General features: G+C 71.2%; 20 protein-coding genes. 10 read left to right on the top strand and 10 right to left on the bottom strand.

Going from position 1 to position 24,143, the window contains the following annotated elements:
* Nucleotides 1–231: 231 nt before the first annotated feature.
* The 3 genes from ACLQ2S_RS06560 to ACLQ2S_RS06570 all read left to right on the top strand — a co-directional run bounded on the left by ACLQ2S_RS06560 (nt 232) and on the right by ACLQ2S_RS06570 (nt 4,274).
* Nucleotides 232–2,637 (top strand): immune inhibitor A domain-containing protein, encoded by a 2,406-nt coding sequence (locus ACLQ2S_RS06560; protein WP_425701434.1) that lies wholly within the window; start codon nt 232–234, stop codon nt 2,635–2,637.
* Nucleotides 2,638–2,757: 120 nt separating this feature from the next.
* Entirely contained in the window at nt 2,758–3,258 is a 501-nt protein-coding gene (locus ACLQ2S_RS06565) for a DUF5818 domain-containing protein (RefSeq protein ID WP_155217372.1), read from the top strand.
* An 83-nt stretch (nt 3,259–3,341) separates the two neighbouring features.
* Nucleotides 3,342–4,274: an alpha/beta fold hydrolase gene (locus tag ACLQ2S_RS06570; protein ID WP_155217370.1), complete on the top strand. Its 933-nt coding sequence runs from the start codon at nt 3,342–3,344 to the stop codon at nt 4,272–4,274.
* A 15-nt stretch (nt 4,275–4,289) separates the two neighbouring features.
* Here ACLQ2S_RS06570 and ACLQ2S_RS06575 read toward each other — a convergent pair whose 3' ends face one another.
* Complete coding sequence (locus tag ACLQ2S_RS06575; RefSeq protein ID WP_309223143.1) at nt 4,290–4,655, bottom strand: hypothetical protein; 366 nt, start codon at nt 4,653–4,655, stop codon at nt 4,290–4,292.
* A complete protein-coding gene (locus tag ACLQ2S_RS06580; protein WP_425701328.1) occupies nt 4,652–7,654 on the bottom strand; it encodes an SseB family protein in 3,003 nt (1,000 codons plus the stop codon). The genes ACLQ2S_RS06575 and ACLQ2S_RS06580 overlap by 4 nt, the downstream gene beginning before the upstream one ends.
* Nucleotides 7,655–7,806: 152 nt before the next feature.
* Between ACLQ2S_RS06580 and mycP the strand changes: the two genes are divergently transcribed.
* The gene (mycP, locus tag ACLQ2S_RS06585) at nt 7,807–9,051 is read left to right on the top strand and encodes a type VII secretion-associated serine protease mycosin (protein WP_425701329.1); all 1,245 of its coding nucleotides are present in this window, start codon (nt 7,807–7,809) and stop codon (nt 9,049–9,051) included.
* A 37-nt stretch (nt 9,052–9,088) separates the two neighbouring features.
* Here mycP and ACLQ2S_RS06590 read toward each other — a convergent pair whose 3' ends face one another.
* Together ACLQ2S_RS06590 and ACLQ2S_RS06595 are read right to left on the bottom strand one after the other, a co-directional pair.
* On the bottom strand, nt 9,089–9,382 hold the full coding sequence (locus tag ACLQ2S_RS06590) for a WXG100 family type VII secretion target (protein WP_155217364.1): 294 nt from the start codon (nt 9,380–9,382) through the stop codon (nt 9,089–9,091).
* A 26-nt stretch (nt 9,383–9,408) separates the two neighbouring features.
* On the bottom strand, nt 9,409–9,729 hold the full coding sequence (locus ACLQ2S_RS06595) for a WXG100 family type VII secretion target (protein WP_309223188.1): 321 nt from the start codon (nt 9,727–9,729) through the stop codon (nt 9,409–9,411).
* Nucleotides 9,730–9,970: 241 nt separating this feature from the next.
* Here ACLQ2S_RS06595 and eccE point away from each other — a divergent pair, with 241 nt between their 5' ends.
* The 4 genes from eccE (at nt 9,971) to rarD (ending at nt 13,823) form a co-directional block, all read left to right on the top strand.
* Nucleotides 9,971–11,836: a type VII secretion protein EccE gene (gene eccE / locus ACLQ2S_RS06600; RefSeq protein ID WP_425701330.1), complete on the top strand. Its 1,866-nt coding sequence runs from the start codon at nt 9,971–9,973 to the stop codon at nt 11,834–11,836.
* A gap of 45 nt (nt 11,837–11,881) precedes the next feature.
* The gene (locus tag ACLQ2S_RS06605; RefSeq protein ID WP_155217362.1) at nt 11,882–12,268 is read left to right on the top strand and encodes a phage holin family protein; all 387 of its coding nucleotides are present in this window, start codon (nt 11,882–11,884) and stop codon (nt 12,266–12,268) included.
* Nucleotides 12,269–12,390: 122 nt separating this feature from the next.
* Nucleotides 12,391–12,891, top strand: coding sequence for a GNAT family N-acetyltransferase (locus ACLQ2S_RS06610; RefSeq protein ID WP_309223140.1), 501 nt, complete (start codon nt 12,391–12,393; stop codon nt 12,889–12,891).
* Nucleotides 12,892–12,935: 44 nt separating this feature from the next.
* Nucleotides 12,936–13,823: an EamA family transporter RarD gene (gene rarD, locus ACLQ2S_RS06615; protein ID WP_155217678.1), complete on the top strand. Its 888-nt coding sequence runs from the start codon at nt 12,936–12,938 to the stop codon at nt 13,821–13,823.
* Nucleotides 13,824–13,830: 7 nt separating this feature from the next.
* Here rarD and ACLQ2S_RS06620 read toward each other — a convergent pair whose 3' ends face one another.
* Together ACLQ2S_RS06620 and ACLQ2S_RS06625 are read right to left on the bottom strand one after the other, a co-directional pair.
* Nucleotides 13,831–14,520 (bottom strand): anti-sigma factor family protein, encoded by a 690-nt coding sequence (locus tag ACLQ2S_RS06620; protein ID WP_155217358.1) that lies wholly within the window; start codon nt 14,518–14,520, stop codon nt 13,831–13,833.
* Nucleotides 14,517–15,008: a sigma-70 family RNA polymerase sigma factor gene (locus ACLQ2S_RS06625; RefSeq protein WP_155217356.1), complete on the bottom strand. Its 492-nt coding sequence runs from the start codon at nt 15,006–15,008 to the stop codon at nt 14,517–14,519. Before ACLQ2S_RS06625 ends, ACLQ2S_RS06620 begins: the two co-directional genes overlap by 4 nt.
* 247 nt (nt 15,009–15,255) lie before the next feature.
* Here ACLQ2S_RS06625 and ACLQ2S_RS06630 point away from each other — a divergent pair, with 247 nt between their 5' ends.
* Complete coding sequence (locus tag ACLQ2S_RS06630) at nt 15,256–17,379, top strand: PhoX family protein (protein ID WP_155217354.1); 2,124 nt, start codon at nt 15,256–15,258, stop codon at nt 17,377–17,379.
* A gap of 82 nt (nt 17,380–17,461) precedes the next feature.
* Here the strand turns inward: ACLQ2S_RS06630 and ACLQ2S_RS06635 are convergent, their stop codons facing one another.
* A complete protein-coding gene (locus tag ACLQ2S_RS06635) occupies nt 17,462–18,241 on the bottom strand; it encodes an IclR family transcriptional regulator (RefSeq protein WP_309223138.1) in 780 nt (259 codons plus the stop codon).
* A 155-nt stretch (nt 18,242–18,396) separates the two neighbouring features.
* Between ACLQ2S_RS06635 and ACLQ2S_RS06640 the strand changes: the two genes are divergently transcribed.
* The gene (locus ACLQ2S_RS06640; protein WP_425701331.1) at nt 18,397–19,590 is read left to right on the top strand and encodes an MFS transporter; all 1,194 of its coding nucleotides are present in this window, start codon (nt 18,397–18,399) and stop codon (nt 19,588–19,590) included.
* Nucleotides 19,591–19,683: 93 nt separating this feature from the next.
* On the opposite strand, the gene ACLQ2S_RS06645 is transcribed toward ACLQ2S_RS06640, so the two are convergent.
* The 3 genes from ACLQ2S_RS06645 to ACLQ2S_RS06655 all read right to left on the bottom strand — a co-directional run bounded on the left by ACLQ2S_RS06645 (nt 19,684) and on the right by ACLQ2S_RS06655 (nt 24,111).
* On the bottom strand, nt 19,684–20,754 hold the full coding sequence (locus ACLQ2S_RS06645; RefSeq protein WP_375335330.1) for a polyprenyl synthetase family protein: 1,071 nt from the start codon (nt 20,752–20,754) through the stop codon (nt 19,684–19,686).
* A 107-nt stretch (nt 20,755–20,861) separates the two neighbouring features.
* Nucleotides 20,862–22,412 carry an NADH-quinone oxidoreductase subunit NuoN gene (nuoN, locus tag ACLQ2S_RS06650; RefSeq protein WP_309223136.1) on the bottom strand — a complete coding sequence of 517 codons (1,551 nt, stop codon included), beginning with the start codon at nt 22,410–22,412 and terminating at the stop codon, nt 20,862–20,864.
* Between the two features lie 166 nt (nt 22,413–22,578).
* Nucleotides 22,579–24,111, bottom strand: coding sequence for an NADH-quinone oxidoreductase subunit M (locus ACLQ2S_RS06655; protein WP_425701332.1), 1,533 nt, complete (start codon nt 24,109–24,111; stop codon nt 22,579–22,581).
* Between the last annotated feature and the right edge of the window lie 32 nt (nt 24,112–24,143).

Below are 24,143 nucleotides of genomic sequence, written 5' to 3' on the forward strand. Positions count from 1 at the left end.
ATCGGGCCGCCACCCTTCGTCATGGTCGGGTACGTCCCGACCTGGTCTGAATGTGACAGCCCGAGCGCCCGGCAAAAACTATCTGCAACAAATTCGGCCTGGGTCTTCCCACCGGCCCCTCCAGTGCCTAAGTTCACCACTGGCCCCATTTACGGGGGCCTTTTTCACCGGCCCACAACCCCCGACGGGCCGGTTCCCTCAATCCGGAGGTACCACGTGCGGAAAGTCGCAGTGGGTCTGCTCGGGCTCTCGTTGACGGCGACAGGACTGACGGTCGGCTCATCCGCCGCCGCCGCGCCGCAGCTGGAGACGCCGGCGGCCGCGCCGTCCATCGCGGAGCCCGCCCACGCCGAACACGACCTACCGAACCCGCTGGAGGCCAAGCGTCGCGCCCTGCGTCAGGAGGGCCTCAGCGAGGTGCTCTCGGGCCGAGCCAAGGCCGAACGGATCAACGGCAGCACGGTCGTCAAGGTCGGCGAGCGGGCCACCCGTGGCGGCAAGGCCGGTCGCAACGCCAAGGCCACCAAGGGTGGCCGGGGCCCCACCGAGAAGCAGTACGTCGAGTTGTCCCGGGAGAAGACCGACCGGATCTTCGTGATCCTGGCCGAGTTCGGCAACGAACGGCACCCGGACTACCCCGACCAGGACACCGACCCGGATGTCCCCGGCCCGACGAAGTTCGACGGGCCGCTGCACAACGAGATTCCCGAGCCGAACCGGTCGGTGGACAACTCCACCGTCTGGCAGGCGGACTACAGCGCCGAGTACTACCGGAAGCTCTACTTCGGCACGGGCCCCGGTGACGAGTCGGTCAAGCAGTACTACGAGGCCCAGTCCTCTGGCCGGTACAGCGTCGACGGCGTGGTCACCGACTGGGTGAAGGTCCAGTACAACGAGGCCCGCTACGGCCGCTCCAGCGGCTACCCGTGTGCCGGGATCGTCTGCAGCAACGTCTGGGCGCTGGTGCGCGACGCGGCCAACCAGTGGGTCGCCGACCAGAAGGCGGCCGGGCGGTCCGACGAGGAGATCGCCGCTGACGTCCGGGCGATGGACCAGTGGGACCGGTACGACCACGACGGTGACGGCGACTTCAACGAGCCGGACGGCTACATCGACCACTTCCAGATCGTGCACGCCGGTGGCGACATGGCCGACGGTGACCCGATCCAGGGCGAGGACGCCATCTGGAGCCACCGCTGGTACGCGTACGCCTCGGACCAGGGTCGCACCGGTCCGCCGAACTTCCCGGCGGGCGGCACCCAGATCGGTAACACCGGCGTGTGGATCGGCGACTACACCATCCAGCCGGAGAACGGCGGTCGCAGCGTCTTCTACCACGAGTACGCTCACGACCTCGGCCTGCCGGACGACTACAACGTCCTCAGCGGTGGCGACAACAACAACGAGCACTGGACGCTGATGGCCCAGAGCCGCCTCGGTGCCAGCAACGACGGCGGCATCGGCGAGCGCGGTGGCGACCTCGGCGCCTGGAACAAGCTCCAGCTCGGTTGGCTCGACTACGAGGTGATCGTGGCCGGGCAGAAGCGGACGCTGACCCTCGGCCCACAGGAGTACAACACCAAGGAGGCCCAGGCCGCCGTGGTGGTGCTGCCCGAGCGGGAGTACACCTTCGACAACGGCGCGCCGTTCGAGGGTGACAAGCAGTTCTTCTCCGGCAACGCGGACGACCTCAACAGCACGATGACCCGGACGTTCGACCTGACCGGGAAGTCGTCGGCGACCTTGTCGATGAAGGGCCGCTACAGCATCGAGGAAGACTACGACTACCTCTTCTTCGAGACCTCGGTCGACGGCGGCCAGAGCTGGACGTCGCAGCCCGGCACCGCCGACGGTACGCCGCTGAAGGAGATCTCCCCCGGCCGGTTCGCACTGGACGGCAGCTCCGACGACGAGTGGGTCGACATCGAGATCCCGCTGGACGAGTTGGTCGGCAACAGCGTCGCGTTCCGGTTGCGCTACCAGACCGACGGTGGTGTCTCCGAGGGTGGCTTCTTCGGTGACGCGGTCACCCTGACCGCCGATGGCGAGACGGTCTTCACCGACGGTGCGGAGTCCGGCGCGGCAGGCTGGACGCTGGCCGGCGGGTTCGAGGTGGTCGAGGAGACGTACACCAAGAGCTTCGCGAACTACTACATCGCGGGCACCCGGCAGTACATCTCGTACGACAAGTACCTGAAGACCGGCCCGTACTTCTTCGGCTACACGAACACCAAGCCTGACTACGTGGACCACTACGCGTACCAGGAGGGGCTGCTGATCTCGTACTGGAACACCCGGTGGGCGGACAACGACACGTTCGCGCACCCGGGCGAGGGCCGGAACCTGATCATCGATGCCCACCCGCGGCCGATCTACAACCTGACCGGGCAGCCCTGGCGGGCCCGCGTCCAGGTCTACGACGCGCCGTTCAGCCTCAAGAAGGCGGACTCGTTCACGCTGCACCTGAACAGCCAGCCGCAGTACATCCGTGGCCAGGACGCGCAGCCGCTGTTCGACGACACCAAGCAGTACTGGTACCCGGAGCTGCCGAACCACGGCGTCAAGCTCCCGGCCACCGGCACCAAGATCAAGGTGGTCTCGCAGAACGGCATCTACACCAAGGTCAAGTTCTCCTGATCGCTGAGTGACAGCAACGATGCCCCGGGCAGGTGACCTGCCCGGGGCATCACGCTGTGCGGCACCGTGACGGACCCGGCCAGGTGGGAACCGGCACGACGCCGCTCACGTCGTACCCTCGTGTCCACCACCGTCCGCACCCGAGCGTCAGCGGCCGGTCTCGCCCTGCTGCTGGCGGTGGCCGGGTGCGCCGAGTCGGACCGGGGAGGCACCGTGACCGCCGACCAGAGCCCCACCGCGCCCGGCGGCTCCCCGACGGCGAGCCCCGGCGACGCCCCTGCCGACGACACCGCCGCCGGCCAGCCACCTTCCGGTCGTACCGGCCAGACGCTGTCGCCGACCGAACCACCGCTGATCGGCACCCCGACGGCCCCACCGAGTCATCCGACCGAGCTGCGCAAGGCGAACGTCCTCGCCGGCCGGCTCAGCCGTGGCGGCAGCGGCCCCTGCTACACCCTGGTCACCGACGACGGCCGGGAGTACGCCCTGCACGGCAGGGACAAGGGCACCTTCGCCACCGGGACCTGGGTGCGGGTGACCACCGCTGCGGCGACGACCGAGGTGGACTGCGACGGCCCGGGCATCCCGGTCGACATCATCAAGATCCTCCCGGTCGGTTGACCGTCCGGACCCGACCTCCGCCCGCCGCACAGCCAGGTCTCGGCCCGACCGACGCCGTCGACACAGGGCCTAGGCTGTGGTCCATGACCGAGCAGCGTGGCGATGCCGTCGACGAGTCCTGCGTACTCACCGAGGGGCCGTGGACGCACCGGTTCGTGGGTGCGAACGGCAGCCGCTTCCACGTCGTGGAGGCGGGTACCGGCCCGATGGTGCTCTTCCTGCACGGCTTCCCGGAGCACTGGTGGGCCTGGCACCAGATGCTGCCGGCCGTCGCCGACGCCGGCTTCCGCGCCGTCGCGATGGATCTGCGGGGCTACGGGGCCAGCGACAAGCCACCCCGGGGGTACGACGGCTACACCCTGGCCGCCGACGTCGCCGGGCTGATCCGGGCGCTGGGCGAGCGTTCGGCCACCCTGGTCGGCACCGGTGCCGGCGGGATGATCGCCTGGACCGCGGCGTCGTTCCACCCCAACCTGGTACGCCGCCTGGTGGTGCTCGCTGCCCCCCACCCGCTGCGGCTACGGGCCGCCATCTTCGCCGACCCCCGAGGCCAGTTCGCCGCCTCGACACCGGCGCTGAAATTCCAGCTGCCCCGATACGAACACCTCCTCACCCGCGACAACGGCCGCGCGGTGGAGGAGATCCTGCGCCGCTGGGGTGGCCCGCGCTGGGTCAGCGGCCCGGACTTCACCGACTACGCACGGCGCTACCGGGAGGCCATGCGGATCCCGCAGGCCGCCTTCTGCGCGCTGGAGGGTTACCGGTGGGCGTTCCGGTCGGTCCTTCGGCTGCACGGCTACCGCTTCGTCAAGCTGATGCAGCGCCCGCTGACCACACCCACCCTGCAACTGCACGGCGCGCGGGACATGGCGTCGTTGCCGCGTACCGCCCAAGGCTCCGGGCGTTACGTCAGCGCGGCGTACGAGTGGCGGCTGCTCGACGAGGTCGGGCACTTCCCACACCTGGAGACCCCGGAACTGGTGCTCGGCGAGATCCTCCGGTGGGCGAAGACCTGACCTGGACGGCCGCGCTCAGACCCGCTGCTCACGCACCTCGGTGACCTCGCCGACGGGTGCCCAACCCTGGTAGACGCCGAAGTCGAAGGCCTCCAGCCGCATCGCCTCCGCGACCGGCCACCGCCCGCCGGTGTACTCGACCCGCAGCCATCCGTCATGCTCGGCCAGCACGATGAACGGCTGTCCCTTCCAGGTGCAGGTCGTCCGGACGTACGCCAACTCCTCGATCTCGTTGGCCGGCACGACCCGGACGTACCGGCCGGGCCGCACCTCGGTGAAACCCTCGGTGGCCTCCGCCTGGTAGAGACGGACCTCGCTGCCGTCCGGGCTGGCCTGGTACTCCCGCCCGCGCCAGCGGGCCACGTAGCCGTCGCGCATCACCGCTCACCGACCTGTTGCCAGGAGAGCGTGTCGGTGTCGAGCACGGCGATCAGCCGCTCGGTGCCCGAGGCGTCGATGCGTACCAGCTGGGCACCGTGCGGCAGCCGGACGCTGTCCACTTTGAACTCGGCGAGCACGTCGCTGCCCTCGCCGGGGGCGAAGCCGTTGCCCCGGAACGGGGGCCGTTCGATGACCCAACCCTCCATCGCCCGCATGGCCGCCTCGTTCTGCCCGCCGTACGGAATCCGGTACAGGCTCGGCCGGTACGCGGGCCAGCGGAGCACGTAGATCTGCTCGGCGTCCGGTGCGAAGGGCGAGTCCGGGTGGTTGAGGCCGAGCGCCCGGTAGAGGGCCGCCGGGGTGGTGAGGTGTGCCAACTCGCTAGCCCGGTGGACGAATCCGGAGACCCGGTCGTAGCCCCGTTCCAGGTAGTAGCCGAGTTGGCTCGGGGCGATCGCCTTCTGCATCACGATCGGCCGGGCCAGGTCGCCCGCCGGTGCCGCCTGCCGGGGGCTGCTCGCCGGGGCGGGAGTCGTGACGGTCGGCTCGGGCTCGCCCTCGACATCGTCACCGAGACCGAGTTCGGCCGCCCAGTTGGCCAGCCCGACGATCTGCTCGCCGGGCAGCTTCGCACCGACCGGGGTGCCGGGGTTGACCGCGAACGACCACGACAGGTCGGGCCATCGACGGATCAGCTGGACGAACCGGACCTGGACCGTCTCGGCCGCCGGATCGGTGTGGTCGGCGAGGCGTTGCGGGGAGGTGTAGGCCACCACGTAGGTCTGCCCGTCCAGTTGCACGGTCGGCCAGACGAAGCCGGGTTCCCCGGGGCGGCTGCCAGGAGCGGAATCGGCGGCCACCGGCATCAGGACCCGGGCCAACAGCAGCGTGGAGAGGAAGGTGTCGGTGCTGCCGGCGCTGGCGGCACCGTACAGGTCTTCCTCCACCTCGTTGGCGGGTTCGAAGGGCGGCGCGGCGGTGACCGGTGTGGTGCTGCTGCCGGACGAGGGCTCGGTTACCGGGGAGCCGGCAGCCGCCGCTTCCCCCACCGGCGACGCGGTCGGGGGCTCGGCCGACGCGGGCGGCGGCGCGGGTGATGCGGCCGACGCGGGCGGCGGCGCGGGTGATGCGGCCGACGCGGGCGGCGGCGCGGGTGATGTGGCTGGCTGCGCGGAGACCGGCGTGAACAGCGAGGGCGTATCCGCCGGGTGGGGGGCGGTCAACGGCACCGTAGCCGCGTCGGTCTCCGACTGGACCTGGCTGGACAGCTCCGGGGTAGCCGTCGGAACCGGCACCGTCGGCTCAGCACCCGACCCCGTCGGAACCGGCACCGTCGGCTCAGCACCCGACCCCGTCGGAACCGGCACCGTCGGCTCAGCACCCGAACCCGTCGGAACCGGCACCGTCGGCTCAGCATCCGACCCCGTCGGAACCGGCACCGTCGGCTCAGCATCCGACCCCGTCGGAACCGGAACCGTCGGCTCGGATTCGGTGGTCGGGAGGCGTACCGTCGCCGCCTCCGGCGCGGGCGCGGCGAGCGGGGCCGTCACCTCGGTGTCCTCGGCTGCCGTCGCAGTCGACGGCATCGCCTGGGTCGGGCGCTCTCCTTCGTCGTCCGGTGTCGGCGGGCCACCGCTGCCGTTGGTCAGGGTGAGGTCCCGGGCCTCGATGATCGTGCCCTCTATGACGATCGGGGTGAAGCCGCGACGTGGCGCGGGCGGACCGGAGACCGGTTCGGCCACCGAGGTCGGCTCCTCCTCCACCGGCTGACGGCGGGGCAACGCCTGCGTCGGATCACCGCCACCACCGGCGGTCGGAGCCCCGCCGCCAGGTGCCGCCCAGCCTGCGGGAGTGCTCACCCGCAGCGGTCGTACCGGCCCGTCAGGGGCCGGTAGCGGCGCGGTGGCCTCCTCGTTCGGACCTGTCCGCGTACCGATGTTGGCCTGGTCGTTCTCGCTGAAGACGAAGGCACGGGTCGGCCCCTCGGACGGCGGTTCGCCAGCCGGGCCACGCCGGGGAAACGGCTGACCACCTCGGAACCGCGACGGTGGGGCGGCCCGCTCGGTGAGGCGGTCGCCACGCTGCGTCAGGCGGTTGTGCGCGGGTTCGAAGAAGGATCGCGGACCCGTCTGCTCGGCACCGGTCGAATGTCCGTTGGTGGCTCCGGGCTGCTCTGGGGGCCAGCCCGGCCCGGCGGACGCGGGTTCCTCGTTGCGGCCGGGCGGCGGGCGGCGTGATGTCAGGCCGCCCAGCGGGCCCGGTGCGTCGGATCGCGCACCACCGAGTCCACCCGGTCGTTGCTGACCGGCAGCCGTGGCACGGCCCACTCCGCCGCCGTCGGGTTGGCTCGGGCGCGGCGGTACGGGTGGCCGGTCGGCGGGCTGCGGTCGCGGGCCGGTGATCGTACGCGACGCCTGCGGTGGCACCTCGGGAAGGTGGAAGGCCGCCGGCACCACCGGAGGGGCCGGGGGAAGCTGGGTCGGTCGGCCCGGTCGCGGCGGTCGCGGCTGGGCGTTCGCCGCCGCGTCCGGTGGCGACGCGGCGGCGTCACGGACCCGGTTCAGTGCCTCCACCCGTTCCAGCCGGGCGCGGGCACCCACCGTGCGCCCGGGTAGCCGGACGTCACCTCGGGACAACTGGGCCACGTACCAGGCGGGCAGGTAGCCCTCGATGGGCAGGCCCGGGTTCACCGCCAACCACCACTCGTGGTTGGGCCAACTGGCGGCCAGTTCCGCGTAGCCGGTGCGCCGGCTCGGGCCGACGTGCTCGCCGAGGCAGGCGCGCATCGCCTCGGCGGAGGTGAACGCCAACACGTGGGTCCGGCCACCGGTCGTCCAGGTGCCCCAGCCCACCGGTGTCCGCCCGGCGGCAGCCTGCGCGGAGACCGGCAGCAACAGCTCGACGCCGGACAGGATACGGAAGTAAAGCTGCTGGTCATTGCCGTGCAGCGCGTCGCGCATCGCCGCCTCAGCCGCGGTGGCCGGCTCCCAGTCGGTCACGGCCACCCCTCCTCCCGGGCACAGGCCATAGGTATCGGATACAACCTACAAGGTGATTACAAGATCACAATCCCAGCCCGGCGGCTGCCCGCCCGACCCACCAGCAGCCGATAACATCGCGTGTCGCTGTCGACACGATGCGGAGGCGGTCGATGTCCCGGCCACTTTGGGTCCGGCGCGCAGGGCGACGCTGGTCGTGCCCGCTCGCCGGTCTGGCCGCGATCCTGCTGGTCGGCCCGATGGTGGCGGTCGGCGTGGCACCGGCCCGAGCCGCACCGCGCTGCGCGTCGCCGCCGCAGCCCGCCGGGCCGGTCTCGGTCTCCGCGATCCCCTGGCCCCAGCAACGGTACGCACCACAGCGGCTCTCCCGGCTGGCCACCGGCGCCGGGGTGATCGTGGCGGTGGTCGACTCGGGTGTCGACCGTCGGCATCCCCAACTGGCCGGGCGGGTGCTCGCCGGCATCGACCTGCTCGACCCCGACGGTGATGGCGGCCTCGACTGTGTCGGGCACGGCACCGGGGTAGCGAGCATCATCGCCGCAGTGCCACGCGACGGGACCAGCTTCCGTGGGCTGGCGCCACAGGCCCGGATCCTGCCGGTCCGGGTCAGCGAACAGCAGGTGGTGGACGGGCAGGGGACGGGGCGCGCGGCGACACCGGAGGATCTCGGCCGGGCGGTCCGTTGGGCGGTCGACCGTGGCGCGGCCGTGGTCAACCTCTCCGTCGTGCTCTACGCCGACCATCCCGCCGTCCGCACGGCGGTCGCCTACGCGGTCGACCGTGACGTGGTCGTGGTGGCCGCCGCCGGCAACCTGACCGGCGACGGCGGTCCGCTGCCCTATCCCGCCGCGTACGACGGGGTGCTCGGGGTCGGCGCGATCGGCGCGGACGGGCTGCGCGCCGACTTCTCGCACACCGGCACCCACGTGGATCTCGTCGCTCCCGGTGTCGACGTGCTGGTCGCCAACCCCGGGCAGGGACACCGCAGCATCGACGGAACGAGCTTCGCCGCGCCTTTCGTCGCCGCCACCGCCGCCCTGCTGCGCCAGTACCGTCCCGACCTCAGCGCGGTCGAGGTGACTCGGCGGCTCGTCGCGACAGCTGATCCGGCACCCGGTGGCGGGTACGGCGCGGGAGTGTTGAACCCCTACCGGGCGGTGACCGAGACCGGATCGACGCCGGGGCGCGCCCAGCCACCCAGCGGGCTGAGCGCGCACCGACCCGATCCGGCGCTGTTGGCGCAGCAGGATCGTCGCGCCGACGCCCTCGCCCGCGCGCTGCTGCTGGCCGGCGTGGTGGTGCCGCTGACCGGCGCCGTCGTGCTGGCGGCGACGGTGGTGCCTCGGGGGATGCGCCGACGATGGCACCCGGCCGGCCAGGACCACGACGCGGGGTGACACCGTTCGGCGCCACCCCGCGCTCGACGTGGAAAGGTCACTGGAAGAGGTTGGTGTTCCGCTTCTCGGTGTCGAGATAGTCGGCTGCGGACTCGTCCACCGCGAGCTTGATGTCGCGCAGCATCGCCTGGAGGTCCTGCGAGGCGTTGCGCCACCGCGTCTGCCGCTGCTCGTACGCCTGCTGGGCGGCACCGGACCAACTGGCGACCAGCGGCGCGGCATCTCGTTCCAGCTGGCCGAGCTGTGCGTCGAGCGTGTTCAGCGCCCGCTGGATGTCCGCGCTGGCCTGTTGCAACGCGGCGAAGTTGACGACCAGCACACCGTGCTCCATCGGTCTCTGTCTCCCTGGGTCGTGGGCTAGAGCGGCAGTCGGATACCGCCGCGCGTGGTGGCGGCGACTCGGGTAGCCGCCTCGGAGTCCGAGGCGTCGTACCGCGTGCCGGCGGTGCGGATCGCACCCGCCGTCTCCCGTAGCGCCTGTTGCAGCCCGGCCTGATCCTCCGCCCACTTCCGCTTGACCTGCTCGAACGACCGCCCGCCCGCCCCGCGCCAGGCCTGTTGCAGGATCTCCAGCTGGACCAGCAGTCCACTGAGCATCGACTGCAACGACTGGTCGGTCTGCTCGAACTTCGCCGCGGTCTGCTGCATCACCGCGGCCTCTGCCTGGGTCTGGGACACCTGGGACGTCACCTCGTCTCCTCGATCGTGGCTGGCCCTTCGGCGGAAAACGCCCCACCCACGACGCCGGAGGGCGTGCACGACGCGGGATGGGCCAACGAGAACTCGTCGCTGACAGTAGCGACACGATCGCAATTCTGCTACCCCTTGCTACTCCCCTGTGGACAACGTAAACCCGTGTCGGCGATTACGATGGGCGGTTGTCGATTCGCGAAGGGTGACCGGTCTCCGGGGAGGTGCGGTGACAACGGTTTGCGCTCCGCCCCGCCCGAGCACGAGCGACCAATCCCTTCCCGACGGCCTGCCTCCCTCCTCCGGGCAGCGGATCCGGCCCGTCGCCGCCCGATCACGGTCCGGGCGCCGGTGGCGATCCCCGCGGATCGGTGCCGGCCAGGTCGTCACCACCCAGGTGGCGGCGGCGGGGCTCGTCGCTGTCGCGGGCCGGGGCCTACCGGCGATCGCCGGCACGGCGCTGGCGGCGCTCGGGCTACTCGTCGTGACCTGGTTCCGGGTACGTCGACGGTGGTTGTACGAGTGGTTGGCCATCGGCTTCGGTTATCTGGCCCGCCGACGGGCGAGGAGATCACTGTCCACTGCGGCCGAGTTGCTCGACCTGGTGGCCCCGCACGCAGTGGTCCGCACCGTCGAGTGGGAGGGTGGCCCGGCCTCGGTGCTGGACGACCCGGATGGACTGGTGGCACTGCTGGAGGTCGGCGATCCGGCCGAGCTGCTCGGTGACGGCGGGCGGCGCGTGGGCTCACCGGCGGCGCTGCTGGCCGACGAGACCGACCAGGCACCGCCCGTACGCGTACAGCTTCTGCTGACCGGCACACCCACACCGGCGGTCGCTGCCGGTGACGGCGCGGCGGCCGCCTCCTACCGTCAGCTCGGCGACCAGCGACTGGCCGGCTGGGAGCGGACGGTGCTGGCGGTACGGGTGTCGCGGGCCCGGGGTTGGCCGGAGGAGACGCTGGGGAATGCCCTCGCCGGTGTCGTCCGCCGGATCGCCCGGCGGCTGCGCCCTGTGTCCGTGCGACCGCTGGGCGAGCAGTCGGTCCGCCGGGTGCTCGCCGAGTTCGCCCACCATGACGGGCGACCGGTTCGCGAGTCCTGGCAGACGGTCCGGTGTGGTGGCCTGCTCCAGACCAGCTTCCGGTTGAGCGGGTGGCCGGTGGGGGAGGCGATGTTCCCCCGACTGTGGGGGCTGCCCGCGACCGCGATCACGGTGTCGCTGCACAGCGCGACCGGACGACCGACGGCGGGCAGCGGCCGGGCCGGGCCGTCGGCCGGGCTGGTCGTACGGCTGGCCGCCGCGACGCCCGCCGAGTTGGCGAACGCGGCCCGACAGTTCCGACGGACGGTGGCCCTGGTCGGCGCGACGGTGGAGCGTCTCGACGGCAGGCAGGTGACCGGCTTCGCCGACACGCTGCCGCTGGCACTGCCCACGGCATCGCCCCCGACCAGTGCCGGGCATCCGGAGCTGACCGTGCCGTACGGCAACGCCGGGTTGCAGCTCGGCGTCAACCGGCACGGCCACGCCGTCACCGTCCGCCTGTTCCGGCCGGAGAGCACCCGGCTGGTGCTCGGCGGCGGGGTACCCGTCGCCCAACTGGTCGCCGTACGGGCGCTGGCGCTCGGTGCCCAGGTGGTCGTGCAGACGACCCGCCCGCACGCCTGGGACCGCTTCCTCCGGGGCGTTGGTGTGCCGGGCGCGCCCGTACGACTGGCACCGCCCGACCGGCCGGTGACGCGGGGCTCCGGGACGCCGCTCGCACCGGTGCTCGTGGTGCTGGACGCACCACCGCCGCCGGGTCCGCGACCGGGCACCGCGTGGCAGACCACGCTGCTGGTCCGCGACGCGCTGACCCCGTCGGACACGGACCCGTTGGGCCGGGCCGACCTGGCGGTCCTCCCCCCGCTCAGTCAGGCGGAAGCCACGGTCGCCGGTGCGGCGCTGGGGCTCGGCGACGCGGCGCACCTGTTGACCCGGATTCGGCCCGGTATGGTCGCCGTGGTCAACCGACGGGCCCTGCGCTGGGCGCTGCTCGTCCCCACCCCGATCGAGGCGCAGCTCATCGGTGCCGACATCCACCGTCATGCCGGATGATCTCGCGGGTTCCGCCCGCGCGTCGGCCGTGACACCATGCCCGCCATGGGTTTTCTGAAAGGTCTACTGATCCGGGTCGGCGCCACGGCGGTGGCCTTCTGGCTGGCCACACTGATCATCCCCGGGATCTCGCTCGACACCGACTCGGTCTCCGAGACGGTGCTGACGCTGGTCCTCGTCGCGGTCATCTTCGGTGTGGTCAACGGGGTGCTACAGCCGATCATCAAGACCGTCGGCTGCGGTTTCTACCTGCTCACCCTCGGCCTGATCGCACTGGTCGTCAACGGTCTGCTGTTCCTGCTCACCGGCTGGATCGCGGACCAGGCGGGGCTGCCCTTCGACGTCGACGGCTTCTGGCCGGCGGCGGTGCTCGGGGCGCTCTTCGTCGGCATCGTCACCTGGATCCTCGGCGCCATCCTCGACCGCGACTGACCGTCCTCGGCGATCCTGCCGGCGGCCACACATCGGTGACCGCCGGCAGGATGCGGTAACGCTGGCCATATCGCGGGAATTGGCTGCCGAGGCGCGCGCCGCCAGGCAGTAGCGTCGACAGGGTGTTCACCCTTACCCGCGACGACGGCTACACGATCAGCACCGACCCCACCCGGCTTGACCTTGACCTGGTACACGGTTGGCTCAGTCTGGACGCGTACTGGGCGCTCGGGCGTGACCGGGAGACGGTCGCGCGGGCGTTCGCCGGTTCGATCGGGTTCGGGGTGTACCGCCCGGCGGACGGCCGGCAGGTCGCGGTCGCCCGGGTGATCACCGACCGGGCCACCTTCGGCTACCTCTGCGACGTCTACGTCGACCGGGCCGAACGGGGTCGCGGGCTGGGCACCTGGCTGGCGGGCGCGGTCCGTGACCACCTGGCGGAGCTGGGCGTACGCCGAATCCTGCTGGCCACCAACGACGCACACGGGGTGTACGAGAAGGTCGGCTTCAACTGCGTACCCCCCGACCGGTGGATGGAACTCGACAGGCGCGACCCCCAACCGGTGAGTCCGCTCACCGGCAAGGACCGGATGGCCGACCCGGCGCTTACGGTTGAGCCGTGACGTCGCTCCGCCTCGGATACCTCTACGGCCTCGGTGCCTACCTGATGTGGGGGTTCTTTCCGCTCTACTTCAAGCTGCTGCGCCCGGCCGGGCCGATGGAGATCCTGGCCCACCGGGTGGTGTGGTCCGTCGCGTTCGTCGCGTTGCTGCTCCTCGCGCTGCGCAACGTCGGCTTCCTCCGTGCCCTGCTGCGCCAGCCCCGGACCCTGGCCGGGATCGGCGCCGCCGCCGCACTGATCGGTGTCAACTGGTTCACCTACATCTACGGCGTGAACACCGACCGGGTGGTGGAGACCGCCCTCGGATACTTCATCAACCCGCTGATCGTGGTCCTGCTCGGGGTGCTGGTGCTGCGGGAGCGACTGCGCCCGGCGCAGTGGTGGGCGCTCGGCGTCGGCGCGTTGGCGGTGGCCGTGCTCACCATCGACTACGGACGACTGCCGTACCTCGCGCTCATCCTGGCCTTCTCCTTCGGCGGGTACAGCCTGGTGAAGAAGCGCCTCGGCCTGCCCGCCGCAGAGGGCCTGTTCGTCGAGTCGGCAGTGTTGTCGCTGCCCGCGCTGGGCTACCTCGGCTGGCTCGCGGCCACCGCAGACCTGGCCTTCGGCCACGTCTCGGCCGGGCACACGGCCCTGCTGGTGCTCGCCGGAGCGTTGACCGCCATCCCGTTGCTGATGTTCGCCGGGGCCGCCAACCGGCTACCACTGACCGCCCTCGGCATGCTCCAGTACGTGGCGCCGATCCTCCAGCTCGGCTGCGGTGTGCTGATCTTCCACGAGCCGATGCCACCGGCCCGACTGGCCGGCTTCGCCCTGGTCTGGCTCGCCCTGATCGTCTTCACCGCCGACGCCGTACGCCAGGCCCGGCAGACCCGCCGCCAGCGCCTGGCGGACCCGGTGCCGCCCACGGCGGCGGTCGCCGGTAGCCGTTGAGGCCCGGTCAGCGGACCTCGTAGGCGAGCACCGCGGTGCCGTCCGCACGGATCAGCTCCAGCCGGACCAACTCGGCGTTGGTGAACCGGGTCGCGCCGGTGATCCGCAGGTCGTCGCCGGGGGCGGCCAGCCAGGAACCGATCTGTTCCTGCGAGCCGTCCCCGGCGTACGCGACCAGCCGGAATGCGGTCGCCTTGCCGTACCCGGCCCGCTGGTCGTAGCCGCAGTCCATGGTCACCTGGGTACCCCAGTTGGTGCCGGTCAGCCCGATCTCGGCGTGCACCGGCACCGTCCCGGCGACCGGTTGCATCTGCACCATCCGCACCTGGGCCACCGGCGGGTTCTGCTGCCCGGGCAGCATCATGGCCCCTCCGAAGCCGACCACCAGGGCGAACGCGGCGGCGGCCAGCCCGATCACCGCGTACCGCAGTCGGCTGGCCTGCCGCTCGCGGCGGCGGCGTTCCCGGGCGGCGTTGAGCAGCTCCGGCACCCGGGGGTTCTCCGGCTGCGGCAGGAGCTGTTCCAGGCTGGCCGGATCCAGCCGGCCGAGCAGGCCGGGCAGCACCGCGATCTCGGAAACCGACTGCTGGCAGGCCGGGCAGTCGACGAGGTGCCGTTCGTATGCCACCCGGTCGGCGGGGGAGAGCGCGCCCAACACGTATGCCCCGTCGTCGAACGCGAACTCGCACCGGTTCATCCGGTCACCCCCATCTCGGCCAGGACCAGCCGCAGGGAGCGCAGCGCATAGTGGGTGCGGGACTTCACCGTGCCCGGCGGCACCCCCAGTCGGGAGGCTGCCTCGGAGACCGACCGCCCCTGGTAGAAGCACTCCACCAGGACATCGCGGTGCGACGGGCTGAGCCGGTTGAGCGCCTCCGCGACCGTCCACGCCTCGACGGCCCGCTCGGTCTCGTCGACGACCGGCGGCTCGGGAAGTTCGTCGCTGTAGACCTCGCCGACTCGGGTCGACCGTCGCCGCCAGGCGTCGATCGCCAGGTTGCGCGCGGTGGTGAAGAGCCAGGCGCGTACCGAACCGCGTCGGGGGTCGAGCGACTCCGGATGCCGCCAGGCTCGCAGCAGCGTCTCCTGCACCAGATCCTCGGCGCGCTGCCGGTCGCCGTTGACCAGCCGCAGCGCGTGCGCGTACAGCGCCTCGGCATGCTCGTCATGCAGGGCACGCAGCAGGTGGGCGTCGTGGTCGCTGATCGTTCTCTCCTCGCTCTCACCGACGAGCGGGCGCGGTGTTACGACCGGAGATACGTGCGGTCACGCCGATCGGTTCATTCCCAGCTCGAACCCGGGATTCCCGAGGTGGAGTTCATCGCTGATTCACATCGACGCTGACCCGCGCTCACCACGCCGCCCTAGCGTCCGGCGGGTACGCGTCGGTGACCTGAGCCGACGTGCACCGACCCTCAGGAGGATCCTCCCCATGAGCGACCGTCCCCGGCTGCTCCCGCTGCTGGGCACCCCCCGCCACGGCAGCCGCGACGCCATGACCTGCCGCTACCGCTGCGGCAACGCCTGTGACCATCCGGTACCCAACACCTCCGACAACGCGTACTTCGGTGACGTGGTGAACGCCGAGGTCAGCCGCCGCGGTGTGGTCCGCGCCGGGGCGGTCGGTGCCCTGGTGCTCGGATTCAGCGGCGCTGCGGCCGGCGCGCTGGCCGGCGCGGCTCCCGCCGCCGCAGTCCCGGTACCCCCGGTGCCCCCGGCCGGTCAGCCGGCGGCAGCCGGCCGTCGCCCGGGCAACGGTGCCCTGAGCTTCACGCCGATCCCGCCGAACACCCTGGACACGTTCGTCGTCCCGAACGGCTACGACCACGCCGTGGTCATCCGCTGGGGCGACCCGGTGGTGCCCGGCGCGCCGGAGTTCAACCCGCGCCGGCAGACCGCCGCCGCGCAGAGCAAGCAGTTCGGCTACAACAACGACTTCGTCGGCGTGCTGCCGCTGGACAAGCGCGGCAAGCGGGCGCTGCTCGTGGTCAACCACGAGTACACCAACGAGGATCTGATGTTCCCCGGCTTCACCAGCCAGGACGCGCTCAGCGTCGAGCAGGTGAGGGTGGCGATGGCCGCACACGGCATGTCCGTGGTGGAGATCGAGCGGGTCGCCGGCACCGGCCAGTGGCAGGTCGTCGACTCCGGCCGCCGTCCGTACAACCGCCGCGTCGACGCGCTGAGCAGCAAGTTCGAGCTGACCGGGCCGGCCGCCGGCTCGTCGTTCGTGAAGACGGCCGCCGACCCGAAGGGTCGTACGGTCATCGGCACGCTGAACAACTGTGCCGGCGGCGTCACGCCGTGGGGCACCGTGCTGTCCGGGGAGGAGAACTTCAACCAGTACTTCGTCGGCGGCGATGCGGCGCCGGAGTCGGACAAGGCCCGGCTGGCGCGCTACGGCATCTCCACCACGGCCCGCTACCCCAGTGGCAGCCGCAGATGGGACCGGGCCGCCGAACGCTTCGACCTCGCCAAGCACCCCAACGAGGCCAACCGGCACGGCTGGGTCGTGGAGATCGACCCGTTCGACCCGGAGAGCCGCCCACGCAAGCACACCGCGCTCGGCCGGTTCAAGCACGAGGGCGCGAACGTCATCGTCGCACGCAGCGGGCACGTCGTGGCGTACATGGGCGACGACGAGCGCTTCGACTACCTCTACAAGTTCGTCTCGGACAAGAAGTTCATGAAGGGTGACTCCCGGGTCGCCCGCAAGCACAACCTGACGCTGCTGGAGTCGGGCACCCTCTACGTCGCCAAGCTCGACCAGACCAGCGCCGGTGAGATCGACGGCTCCGGCACGCTGCCCAGCGACGGCGCCTTCAACGGCAAGGGCCGCTGGATCAAACTGGTCAGCGGTCACCGCTCCTACGTGAACGGGATGACCGCCGCCGAGGTGCTGACCTTCACCCGGTTCGCCGGTGACAAGGTCGGCGCGACCAAGATGGACCGCCCGGAGGACGTCGAGCCGAGCCCTCTCACCGGGAAGGTGTACGTGGCGCTGACCAACAACACCAGCCGGGGGGTCGGCAGCAACCCGGGGCCGGACGAGGCCAACCCGCGTACCGCGAACCGGCACGGGCAGATCCTGGAACTGGTCGAGGACCGGGGGGACAACACCTCAGACACGTTCCGGTGGTCACTGCCGATCGTCTGCGGCGACCCGGCGGACCCGTCGACCTACTTCTCCGGGTACGACAAGACCAAGGTCTCGCCGATCTCCTGCCCGGACAACGTGGCCTTCGACGCCACCGGCAACCTCTGGATCTCCACCGACGGCAACGCGCTAGGAAGCAACGACGGCCTCTTCGCCACCGCGACCGAGGGTCCCGAGCGCGGTCACCTGAAGCAGTTCCTGACCGTGCCGGTCGGTGCGGAGACCTGCGGTCCGTTCATCACCGAGGACAACCGCTCGCTCTTCGTCGCAGTGCAGCACCCCGGCGAGATCACCGGCGCCACCATCGACAACCCGGCTTCCACCTGGCCGGACGGCGACTACGCCAAGCCGGGCGTGGTGGTGACCTGGCGGCTGGACGGCGGACCGGTCGGTAGCTGACCCCGCTCCGGCATCGCGCCGGCCGCCCATCCGACGGCCCTCTCCCCACCAGGGAGGGGGCCGTCCCGGCGTACGGCGTGGGTCAGCTGTCGGCGGCCAGCCCTTCGGCGATGGCACGCGCGGCGGTGAGCAGTTTCGTCCGTACCACTCGGGCGGAGGTCATCATCTCGCTGGCCGGCAGCGTGCAGGCCAGCACCGTCCGCCGTTCCATGTCCTTGTCCGGGCACACCAGGACGGCGGCGCAGGCCACCCCCTGCCGGAACTGGCCCAGTTCCAGCTGCATCCCGCGCCGTTCCCCGGCGGTGAGGTCGGCCTCGAAGGCTTCCGGGGTGGTGAGGGTGGCGCTGGTGAACGGGCGCATCCCGTACTCACGCAGGTAGCGCTGGCGTTGCTCGGTGGTGAGCGTGGCGAGCAGCGCCTTGCCGAGTGCGGTCGCGTGCGCGCCCTCGTCGAAGCCGGGGACGAGATCTTCCAGGTACGGCGATCGACTCCCCTCCGCCACGGCGGTGATCGCCACCTGGCCGCCCACGAACCGGCCCAGGACGTGGCTCCAGCCGGTCTCCAGGGCCACCCGACGCAGGCTCTCCCCGACGGCTGGTGAGCGGAACGCGGCGACCAGCTCGCGGTAGCGGTCGGCGACCTCCAGACCCACGATGTACGTGCCGTCCTCCCGACGGATCACGTAGCCCTCGTACGCGAGGGTGCGGACCAGGTGGTAGGTGGTGGCCACGGTCAGCTCACATCGGCGAGCGATCTGTTTGACCGTCAGGCCCCGAGGGGCACGACCGACCGACTCAAGCACTCGAAGCGCGCGGGAGACACTTCGGATCAGGTCCGAAGGTTCCGCCAGGGGGTCACGCACAACCACCTCCGCTACCGGGGACTTACACCATATGAAAAAGTGGCCCGCCGCGAAATGCCTGATCGGGTGAGCTGACCAAGATCGTCCGATACGGCATGTGAGGTGGAACGCACTTTCCGTCGCCGATCTGTGGCTGACGTAGGTTGGGCCCCACCATGACCCACATCGCCCCTCCGCCCACCTCGGCGACCGCCGCACGGCCCGTCCGGGCCAGTCTGGTGGCGGTCACCGTCACGATCGCCTGCGTACTGCCGGTCTTCCTGGTCGGTGGTCTCGCCGTGCAGATGCGGGAGGAGTTGGGCTTCTCCCCCGCCGGTCTGGGGCTCGTGGTGGCGGTCTACTTCGCTGTCGGTGCCCTCGCCTCGGTCCCCTCCGGCGCGCTGGTCGAACGGTGGGGTGCCGCCCTGGTGGCCCGGACCGGCATCGTGGTCTCCGCAGGCAGCCTGCTCGCCGTGGCGGTGGCGGCCCGCTCCTACCCGGTGCTGGTCGGCCTGCTCGCGGTTGCCGGCACTGCGAACGCCCTCGGTCAACTGTCCAGCAACGCGCTGCTCGCGCGGCACGTCCCGCCCCGTCGGCAGGGCCTGTCCTTCGGCGTCAAGCAGGCGGCCATCCCGCTGTCCACCCTGCTCGCCGGCGTGGCGGTACCCACCCTCGCGTTGACCGTCGGCTGGCGCTGGGCCTTCGTGGCCGCAGCCGGGGCGGCACTGGCCGCGCTGCCGGCCGTACCGTCGGATGGCACCGCGCCCACCGCGCGGCGGACCGGGCGCACCGGCCGGGCGAACCCGGGGCTGATCCTGGTCGGGGTGGCCGCGACGCTGGCCGCCGGGGCGGCGAACGCGCTGGGCACCTTCGTGGTCGACGCCTCGGTCGACCGGGGTCTGGGCCCCGCGATGGCCGGGCTGACGCTGACCCTGGGCAGCGCGGTCTGCGTGACGGCCCGGGTCGGGGTCGGCTGGTTGGCCGACCGCCGCACCGGTGGCCACATCGCGGTGATCGCCGGGCTGCTGGTGGCCGGGGCGGCCGGGCTGGCCCTGCTCGCCACGGCGGGCCCCGGCCCGCTGGTGGTCGGCGTGGTGCTCGGCTTCGGGCTCGGCTGGTCCTGGCCCGGCCTGATGAACTTCGCCGTGGTCCAGCTGCATCCGCAGGCCCCGGCCGCAGCCACCTCGATCACCCAGACCGGGGTGTACGCGGGCGGCTGCCTCGGCCCGCTCGCCCTGGGTCCGCTCGCCGCCGCGGCCGGCTATCCGGCGATGTGGCTGACCGCCGCTGCGGCCATGCTCATCGCCTCCGCCCTCATGCTCACCGCCACCCGCCTACTCCCCACCCGAAACCACGCCCCCACCAGTTGATCAAGAAGTTTTGGTCAGGATTCGCGCGTACGGCGACCAAAACTTCTTGATCAACGCGGGGGGACGCGGGGTGGGACGCGCGGTGGGAGGGGGTTAGCTGGTGCGGTCGGCGATGTGGTCGCAGAGGGATTCGAGCGCGCGACGGGCCGGACCGTCCGGCAGGGGCGCCAGTTGGGCGCGGGCGTCCTCGGCGTAACTGCGCACGGTCTCCCGGGACCGCTTGAGCGCCGGGCTCTCCCGGAGCAGACCGAGCGCCTCGGCGTGCAGGGCGTCGTCGGTCAGCGGGCCGGTGGCCAGGATCTCCCGCAGCCGCACGGAGGAGGCGTCCGCGTCGTCGGAGCCGAGAGCGTAGAGCACCGGCAGGGTGGGCACGCCCTCCCGCAGATCGGTGCCGGGTGTCTTGCCCGACTCGACGGACTCGCTGGCGATGTCGAGCAGGTCGTCGGAGAGCTGGAAGGCCACCCCGATGGTCTCGCCGTAACCGGCCAGCGCCGCCACGTGCTCCGGCGTGGCCCCGCTGAACTGGCCGCCGAAGTGGGCGCTGGTGGCGATCAGCGAGCCGGTCTTCTCGGCGATCACCCGCAGGTAGTGCGCCACCGGGTCGTCACCGGCCCGAGGACCGACCGTCTCGGCGATCTGGCCGTGCACCAGGCGGGCGAACGTACGCGCCTGAAGGCGTACCGCCTCCGGGCCGAGCTCGGCGGCGACGTCCGCAGCTCGGGCGAAGAGGTAGTCACCGACCAGGATGGCCACCGAGTTGGTCCACCGGGAGTTGGCGCTGGGGGCGCCCCGGCGCACCGGCGCCTCGTCCATCACGTCGTCGTGGTAGAGCGTGGCCAGGTGGGTCAACTCCACCACTACGGCCGCCGAGACGACCTCGGACCGGGCCGGGTCACCGAACTGTGCGCCCAGGGCCACCAGGAGCGGCCGGAACCGCTTCCCGCCGGCCTCCACCAGGTGCCGCGCCGCCTCGGTGACGAACGGGTCGGCGCTGGCGACACTGGCCAGCAACTCCGCCTCCACCGCCGTCAACACGCCGAGGACGGACTCCTCGCTGTGCGGGTCGGCGAGGTGAAGGCCGAGCGCGCCGAACTGAGCCGCGCCAGCCCGGCTCCGGCGACCACCGGAGCCGGTGACACCTGAACCCTCGCCACCCCTAATCACCACGCCTCCACCATGCCACACACGTTCTACCTGGGCCGGACCGGGTGGATACGCACGAGGGTCGGCCCACAGTCACGTGGGCCGACCCTCAAGCCGCAGGTCAGCAGCTATCGAACGAAATCGGCGGCCGACGACGCGAGGTCGAGCAGCGGTGCCGGTACCACGCCGAGCGCCAGCGTGGCGAGCACCCCGATAACCAGGGCCGCCGAGGTGAACGCACCGGGTACGGCCACCGTCGGCGTGCTGTCGCCCGGCTCGGAGAGCCACATCAGCACCACGACCCGCAGGTACGGGAAGGCCAGCACCATGCTGGTCAGCACACCCGCGATGACCAGCCACACCTGCCCGCCGTCCAACGCCGGGGCGAAGACCGCGACCTTGCTCATGAAACCGCTGGTGAGCGGGATACCCGCGAAGGCGAGCAGGATGAAGGTGAAGACGGAGGCGTACACCGGCGACCGTCGGCCCAGCCCGGCCCAGCGGGACAGGTGGGTGGCCTCGCCGTCGGCGTCGCGCACCAACGTCACCACGGCGAACGCGGCCAGCACCGTGAAGCCGTACGCGACCAGGTAGAACATGGTGCCGGAGAGCCCCTCGCTGCCCGGTGCGAGCACACCGACGAGCAGGTAGCCGGCGTTGGCGATCGACGAGTACGCCAGCAGCCGCTTGATGTCGGTCTGGGTCACCGCGAACAGTGCGCCGACCACCATGGTGAGGACCGCCACAGCGCCCAGCACCGGGGTGAAGTCCCACCGAGCGCCCTCGAACGCCACGTGGAACACCCGCAGCAGGGCACCGAACGCGGCGACCTTGGTGCAGGCCGCCATGAAACCGGTCAGCGGCGTCGGAGCGCCCTGGTAGACGTCCGGCGTCCAGACGTGGAAGGGCGCGGCAGCCGCCTTGAACAGCAGACCGATGGCGACCAGCGCCATACCGGCGAACAGCAGCACCGGGCTGGCCGTCGAATTCGCCACGGCCGCGTTGACGGTCGCGAAGTCCACGCCGGACGCCCGGTCACCGAGGCCGGCGGTGAAGCCGTAGATGAGCGCCAGCCCGAACAGGAAGAAGGCCGAGGCGTACGCACCGAGCAGGAAGTACTTCATCGCCGCCTCCTGGCTCAGCAGCCGGCGACGACGCGCCAGCGCGCAGAGCAGGTAGAGCGGCAGCGAGAAGACCTCGAGCGCGATGAACATGGTCAGCAGATCGTTCGCCGACACGAAGATCAGCATGCCGGCGATGGCGAACGTGGTCAGCGGGTACACCTCACCCGCGCCACCGGCGCTCTCCGCCTGCCGACGGTCCTCCGGCGAGTCGGCGGTCACCGCGGCCTGGGCGACGAACGCCCCTCCGCGCTCGACCGCCCGCTCGCCGAGCAGCAGCAGTGCCACCGCCGACAACGCGAGGATCGAGCCCTGGAGGAACAGGGTCGGCCCGTCCACGGCGATGACCCCGATGGTGATGACCCGCTTGTCGGCGTTGACGACCACCATCGTCAACGCCGCGAGCACCGCCAGCAGCGCCAGCGGCAGCTGCACGGGGTGCCGCAGACGCCGAGGCACGAACGCCTCGACCAGCACACCGACCACCGCCGCACCCAGCATGATCAGGATCGGTGCGATCGCCGCGTAGTCGATCGGCGGCAGTTCAAGCTCGGTCACTGGGCCAGCCTTTCGTTCGCGACTGCGGGGCTCGCAAGCTCACTCCTCGCGCTCACCCAACCAGCCTTTCGACCCGCGACTGCGGGGCTCGCAAGCTCACTCCTCGCGCTCACCCAACCAGCCTTTCGAATCCCGACTGCCGGGCTCGCAAGCTCAGTTCTCGCGCTCACCGGCTCGCCTCCTGGACGGTGCCTGCCGACGGCGCCGGGTCGGTGCGGTCGACGTCCTCCATGGTCGCCTGGATGGCGGGGTTGATCACGTCCGTGACCGGCTTCGGGTAGAAGCCGAGCACCAGGATCAGCGCGATCAGCGGGGCCACGACGACCTTCTCGCGGAGGTTGAGGTCGCGCTTCATCCCGTCGATCTCGGTCAGCGCCGGGTTGAGGGTGCCCTGCGTGGTGCGCTGGACCATCCACAGCACGTACGCCGCCGCCAGGATGATGCCCAGCGTGGCGATCACGGCGACCGGCTTGTTCACCGTGAACGTGCCGATCAGCACCAGGAACTCGGAGACGAACGGCGCGGTGCCGGGCAGCGCCAGCGAGGCGAGACCGGCGAAGAAGAACACGCCCGCCAGCACCGGCACCAGCTTGCCCGCGCCACCGAAGTCACTGACCAGCGCCGAGCCTCGGCGGACGACCAGCATCCCGACCACCAGGAAGAGCAGCCCGGTGGCGAGGCCGTGGTTGAGCATGTAGAGCACGGCTCCGGTACCGGCCTGCGTGGTGAAGGCGAAGATGCCGACACCGATGAAGCCGAAGTGGGCGATCGACGTGTACGACACCAGTCGCTTCAGGTCGTTCTGCCCCACGGCCAGCAGTGCCGCGTAGATGATGCCGACGACCGCCAGACCCAGCGCCCACGGTGCGAACCACTGGGCGGCGTCGGGGAACAGCGGCAGGCAGTACCGCAGGATGCCGAAGGTGCCCACCTTGTCGAGCACGCCCACCAGCAGTGCGGCGGCACCGGCCGGTGCCGCGCCACCGGCGTCCGGCAGCCAGGTGTGGAAGGGGAAGAACGGCGCCTTGATCGCGAAGGCGATGAAGAAGCCGAGGAACAGCCAGCGCTCGACTCCGGTGGAGATGTCCACCTGCGACAGCGCCACCCAGTCGAAGGTCTTGCCGCCGACCACCCAGAGGCCGATCACGGCGGCCAGCATGAACAGACCGCCGACCAGCGAGTAGAGGAAGAACTTGACCGCCGCGTACTGCCGCTGGTGGCCGCCGTAGCTGCCGATCAGGAAGTACATCGGCACCAGCATGACTTCGAAGAACACGTAGAACAGGAACACGTCGGCGGCGGCGAAGACGCCGATCATCGTGCATTCGAGGACGAGCAGCAGCGCGAAGTAGACCGGCACCGAACGCTTCGAGGACTCGGCGTCGTGCCAGGAGGCCAGGATCACCAGCGGCACCAGCACGGCGATCAGCATCAGCATGACCAACGCGATGCCGTCGGCGGCGAAGGTGAAGTTGACCCCCCAGTTCGGGATCCACGGGTACGACTCGCGGAACTGGAACCGGTCGCCGTCGACCTGGAAGGTCACCCACATGACCACCGACAGCGCCAGCACCAGCAGCGACCAGCCGAGCGCGACCTGCTTCGCCAGCGTCGGCCGACTGCGCGGCAGGAAGGCGACGACCACGGCGCCGACCAGCGGCGCCACGGTGAGCACCGAGAGGAACGGGAAGTCGGACATTATGCGGCCTTACCTCCGTCGTCACTGTGCGG

The sequence above is a fragment of the Micromonospora sp. DT48 genome (genome assembly GCF_049844495.1).
In the GTDB taxonomy this organism is placed as follows: Bacteria; Actinomycetota; Actinomycetes; order Mycobacteriales; family Micromonosporaceae; genus Micromonospora.

Bases quoted from the DNA above. Each gene is read 5' to 3' on its own strand.
- ACLQ2S_RS06570 (WP_155217370.1), top strand. From the start codon at position 3,342: ATGACCGAGCAGCGTGGCGATGCCGTCGACGAGTCCTGCGTACTCACC.
- mycP (WP_425701329.1), top strand. From the start codon at position 7,807: ATGTCCCGGCCACTTTGGGTCCGGCGCGCAGGGCGACGCTGGTCGTGC.
- ACLQ2S_RS06590 (WP_155217364.1), bottom strand. From the start codon at position 9,382: ATGGAGCACGGTGTGCTGGTCGTCAACTTCGCCGCGTTGCAACAGGCC.
- ACLQ2S_RS06605 (WP_155217362.1), top strand. From the start codon at position 11,882: ATGGGTTTTCTGAAAGGTCTACTGATCCGGGTCGGCGCCACGGCGGTG.
- rarD (WP_155217678.1), top strand. From the start codon at position 12,936: ATGTGGGGGTTCTTTCCGCTCTACTTCAAGCTGCTGCGCCCGGCCGGG.
- ACLQ2S_RS06620 (WP_155217358.1), bottom strand. From the start codon at position 14,520: ATGAACCGGTGCGAGTTCGCGTTCGACGACGGGGCATACGTGTTGGGC.
- ACLQ2S_RS06630 (WP_155217354.1), top strand. From the start codon at position 15,256: ATGAGCGACCGTCCCCGGCTGCTCCCGCTGCTGGGCACCCCCCGCCAC.
- ACLQ2S_RS06640 (WP_425701331.1), top strand. From the start codon at position 18,397: ATGACCCACATCGCCCCTCCGCCCACCTCGGCGACCGCCGCACGGCCC.
- ACLQ2S_RS06655 (WP_425701332.1), bottom strand. From the start codon at position 24,111: ATGTCCGACTTCCCGTTCCTCTCGGTGCTCACCGTGGCGCCGCTGGTC.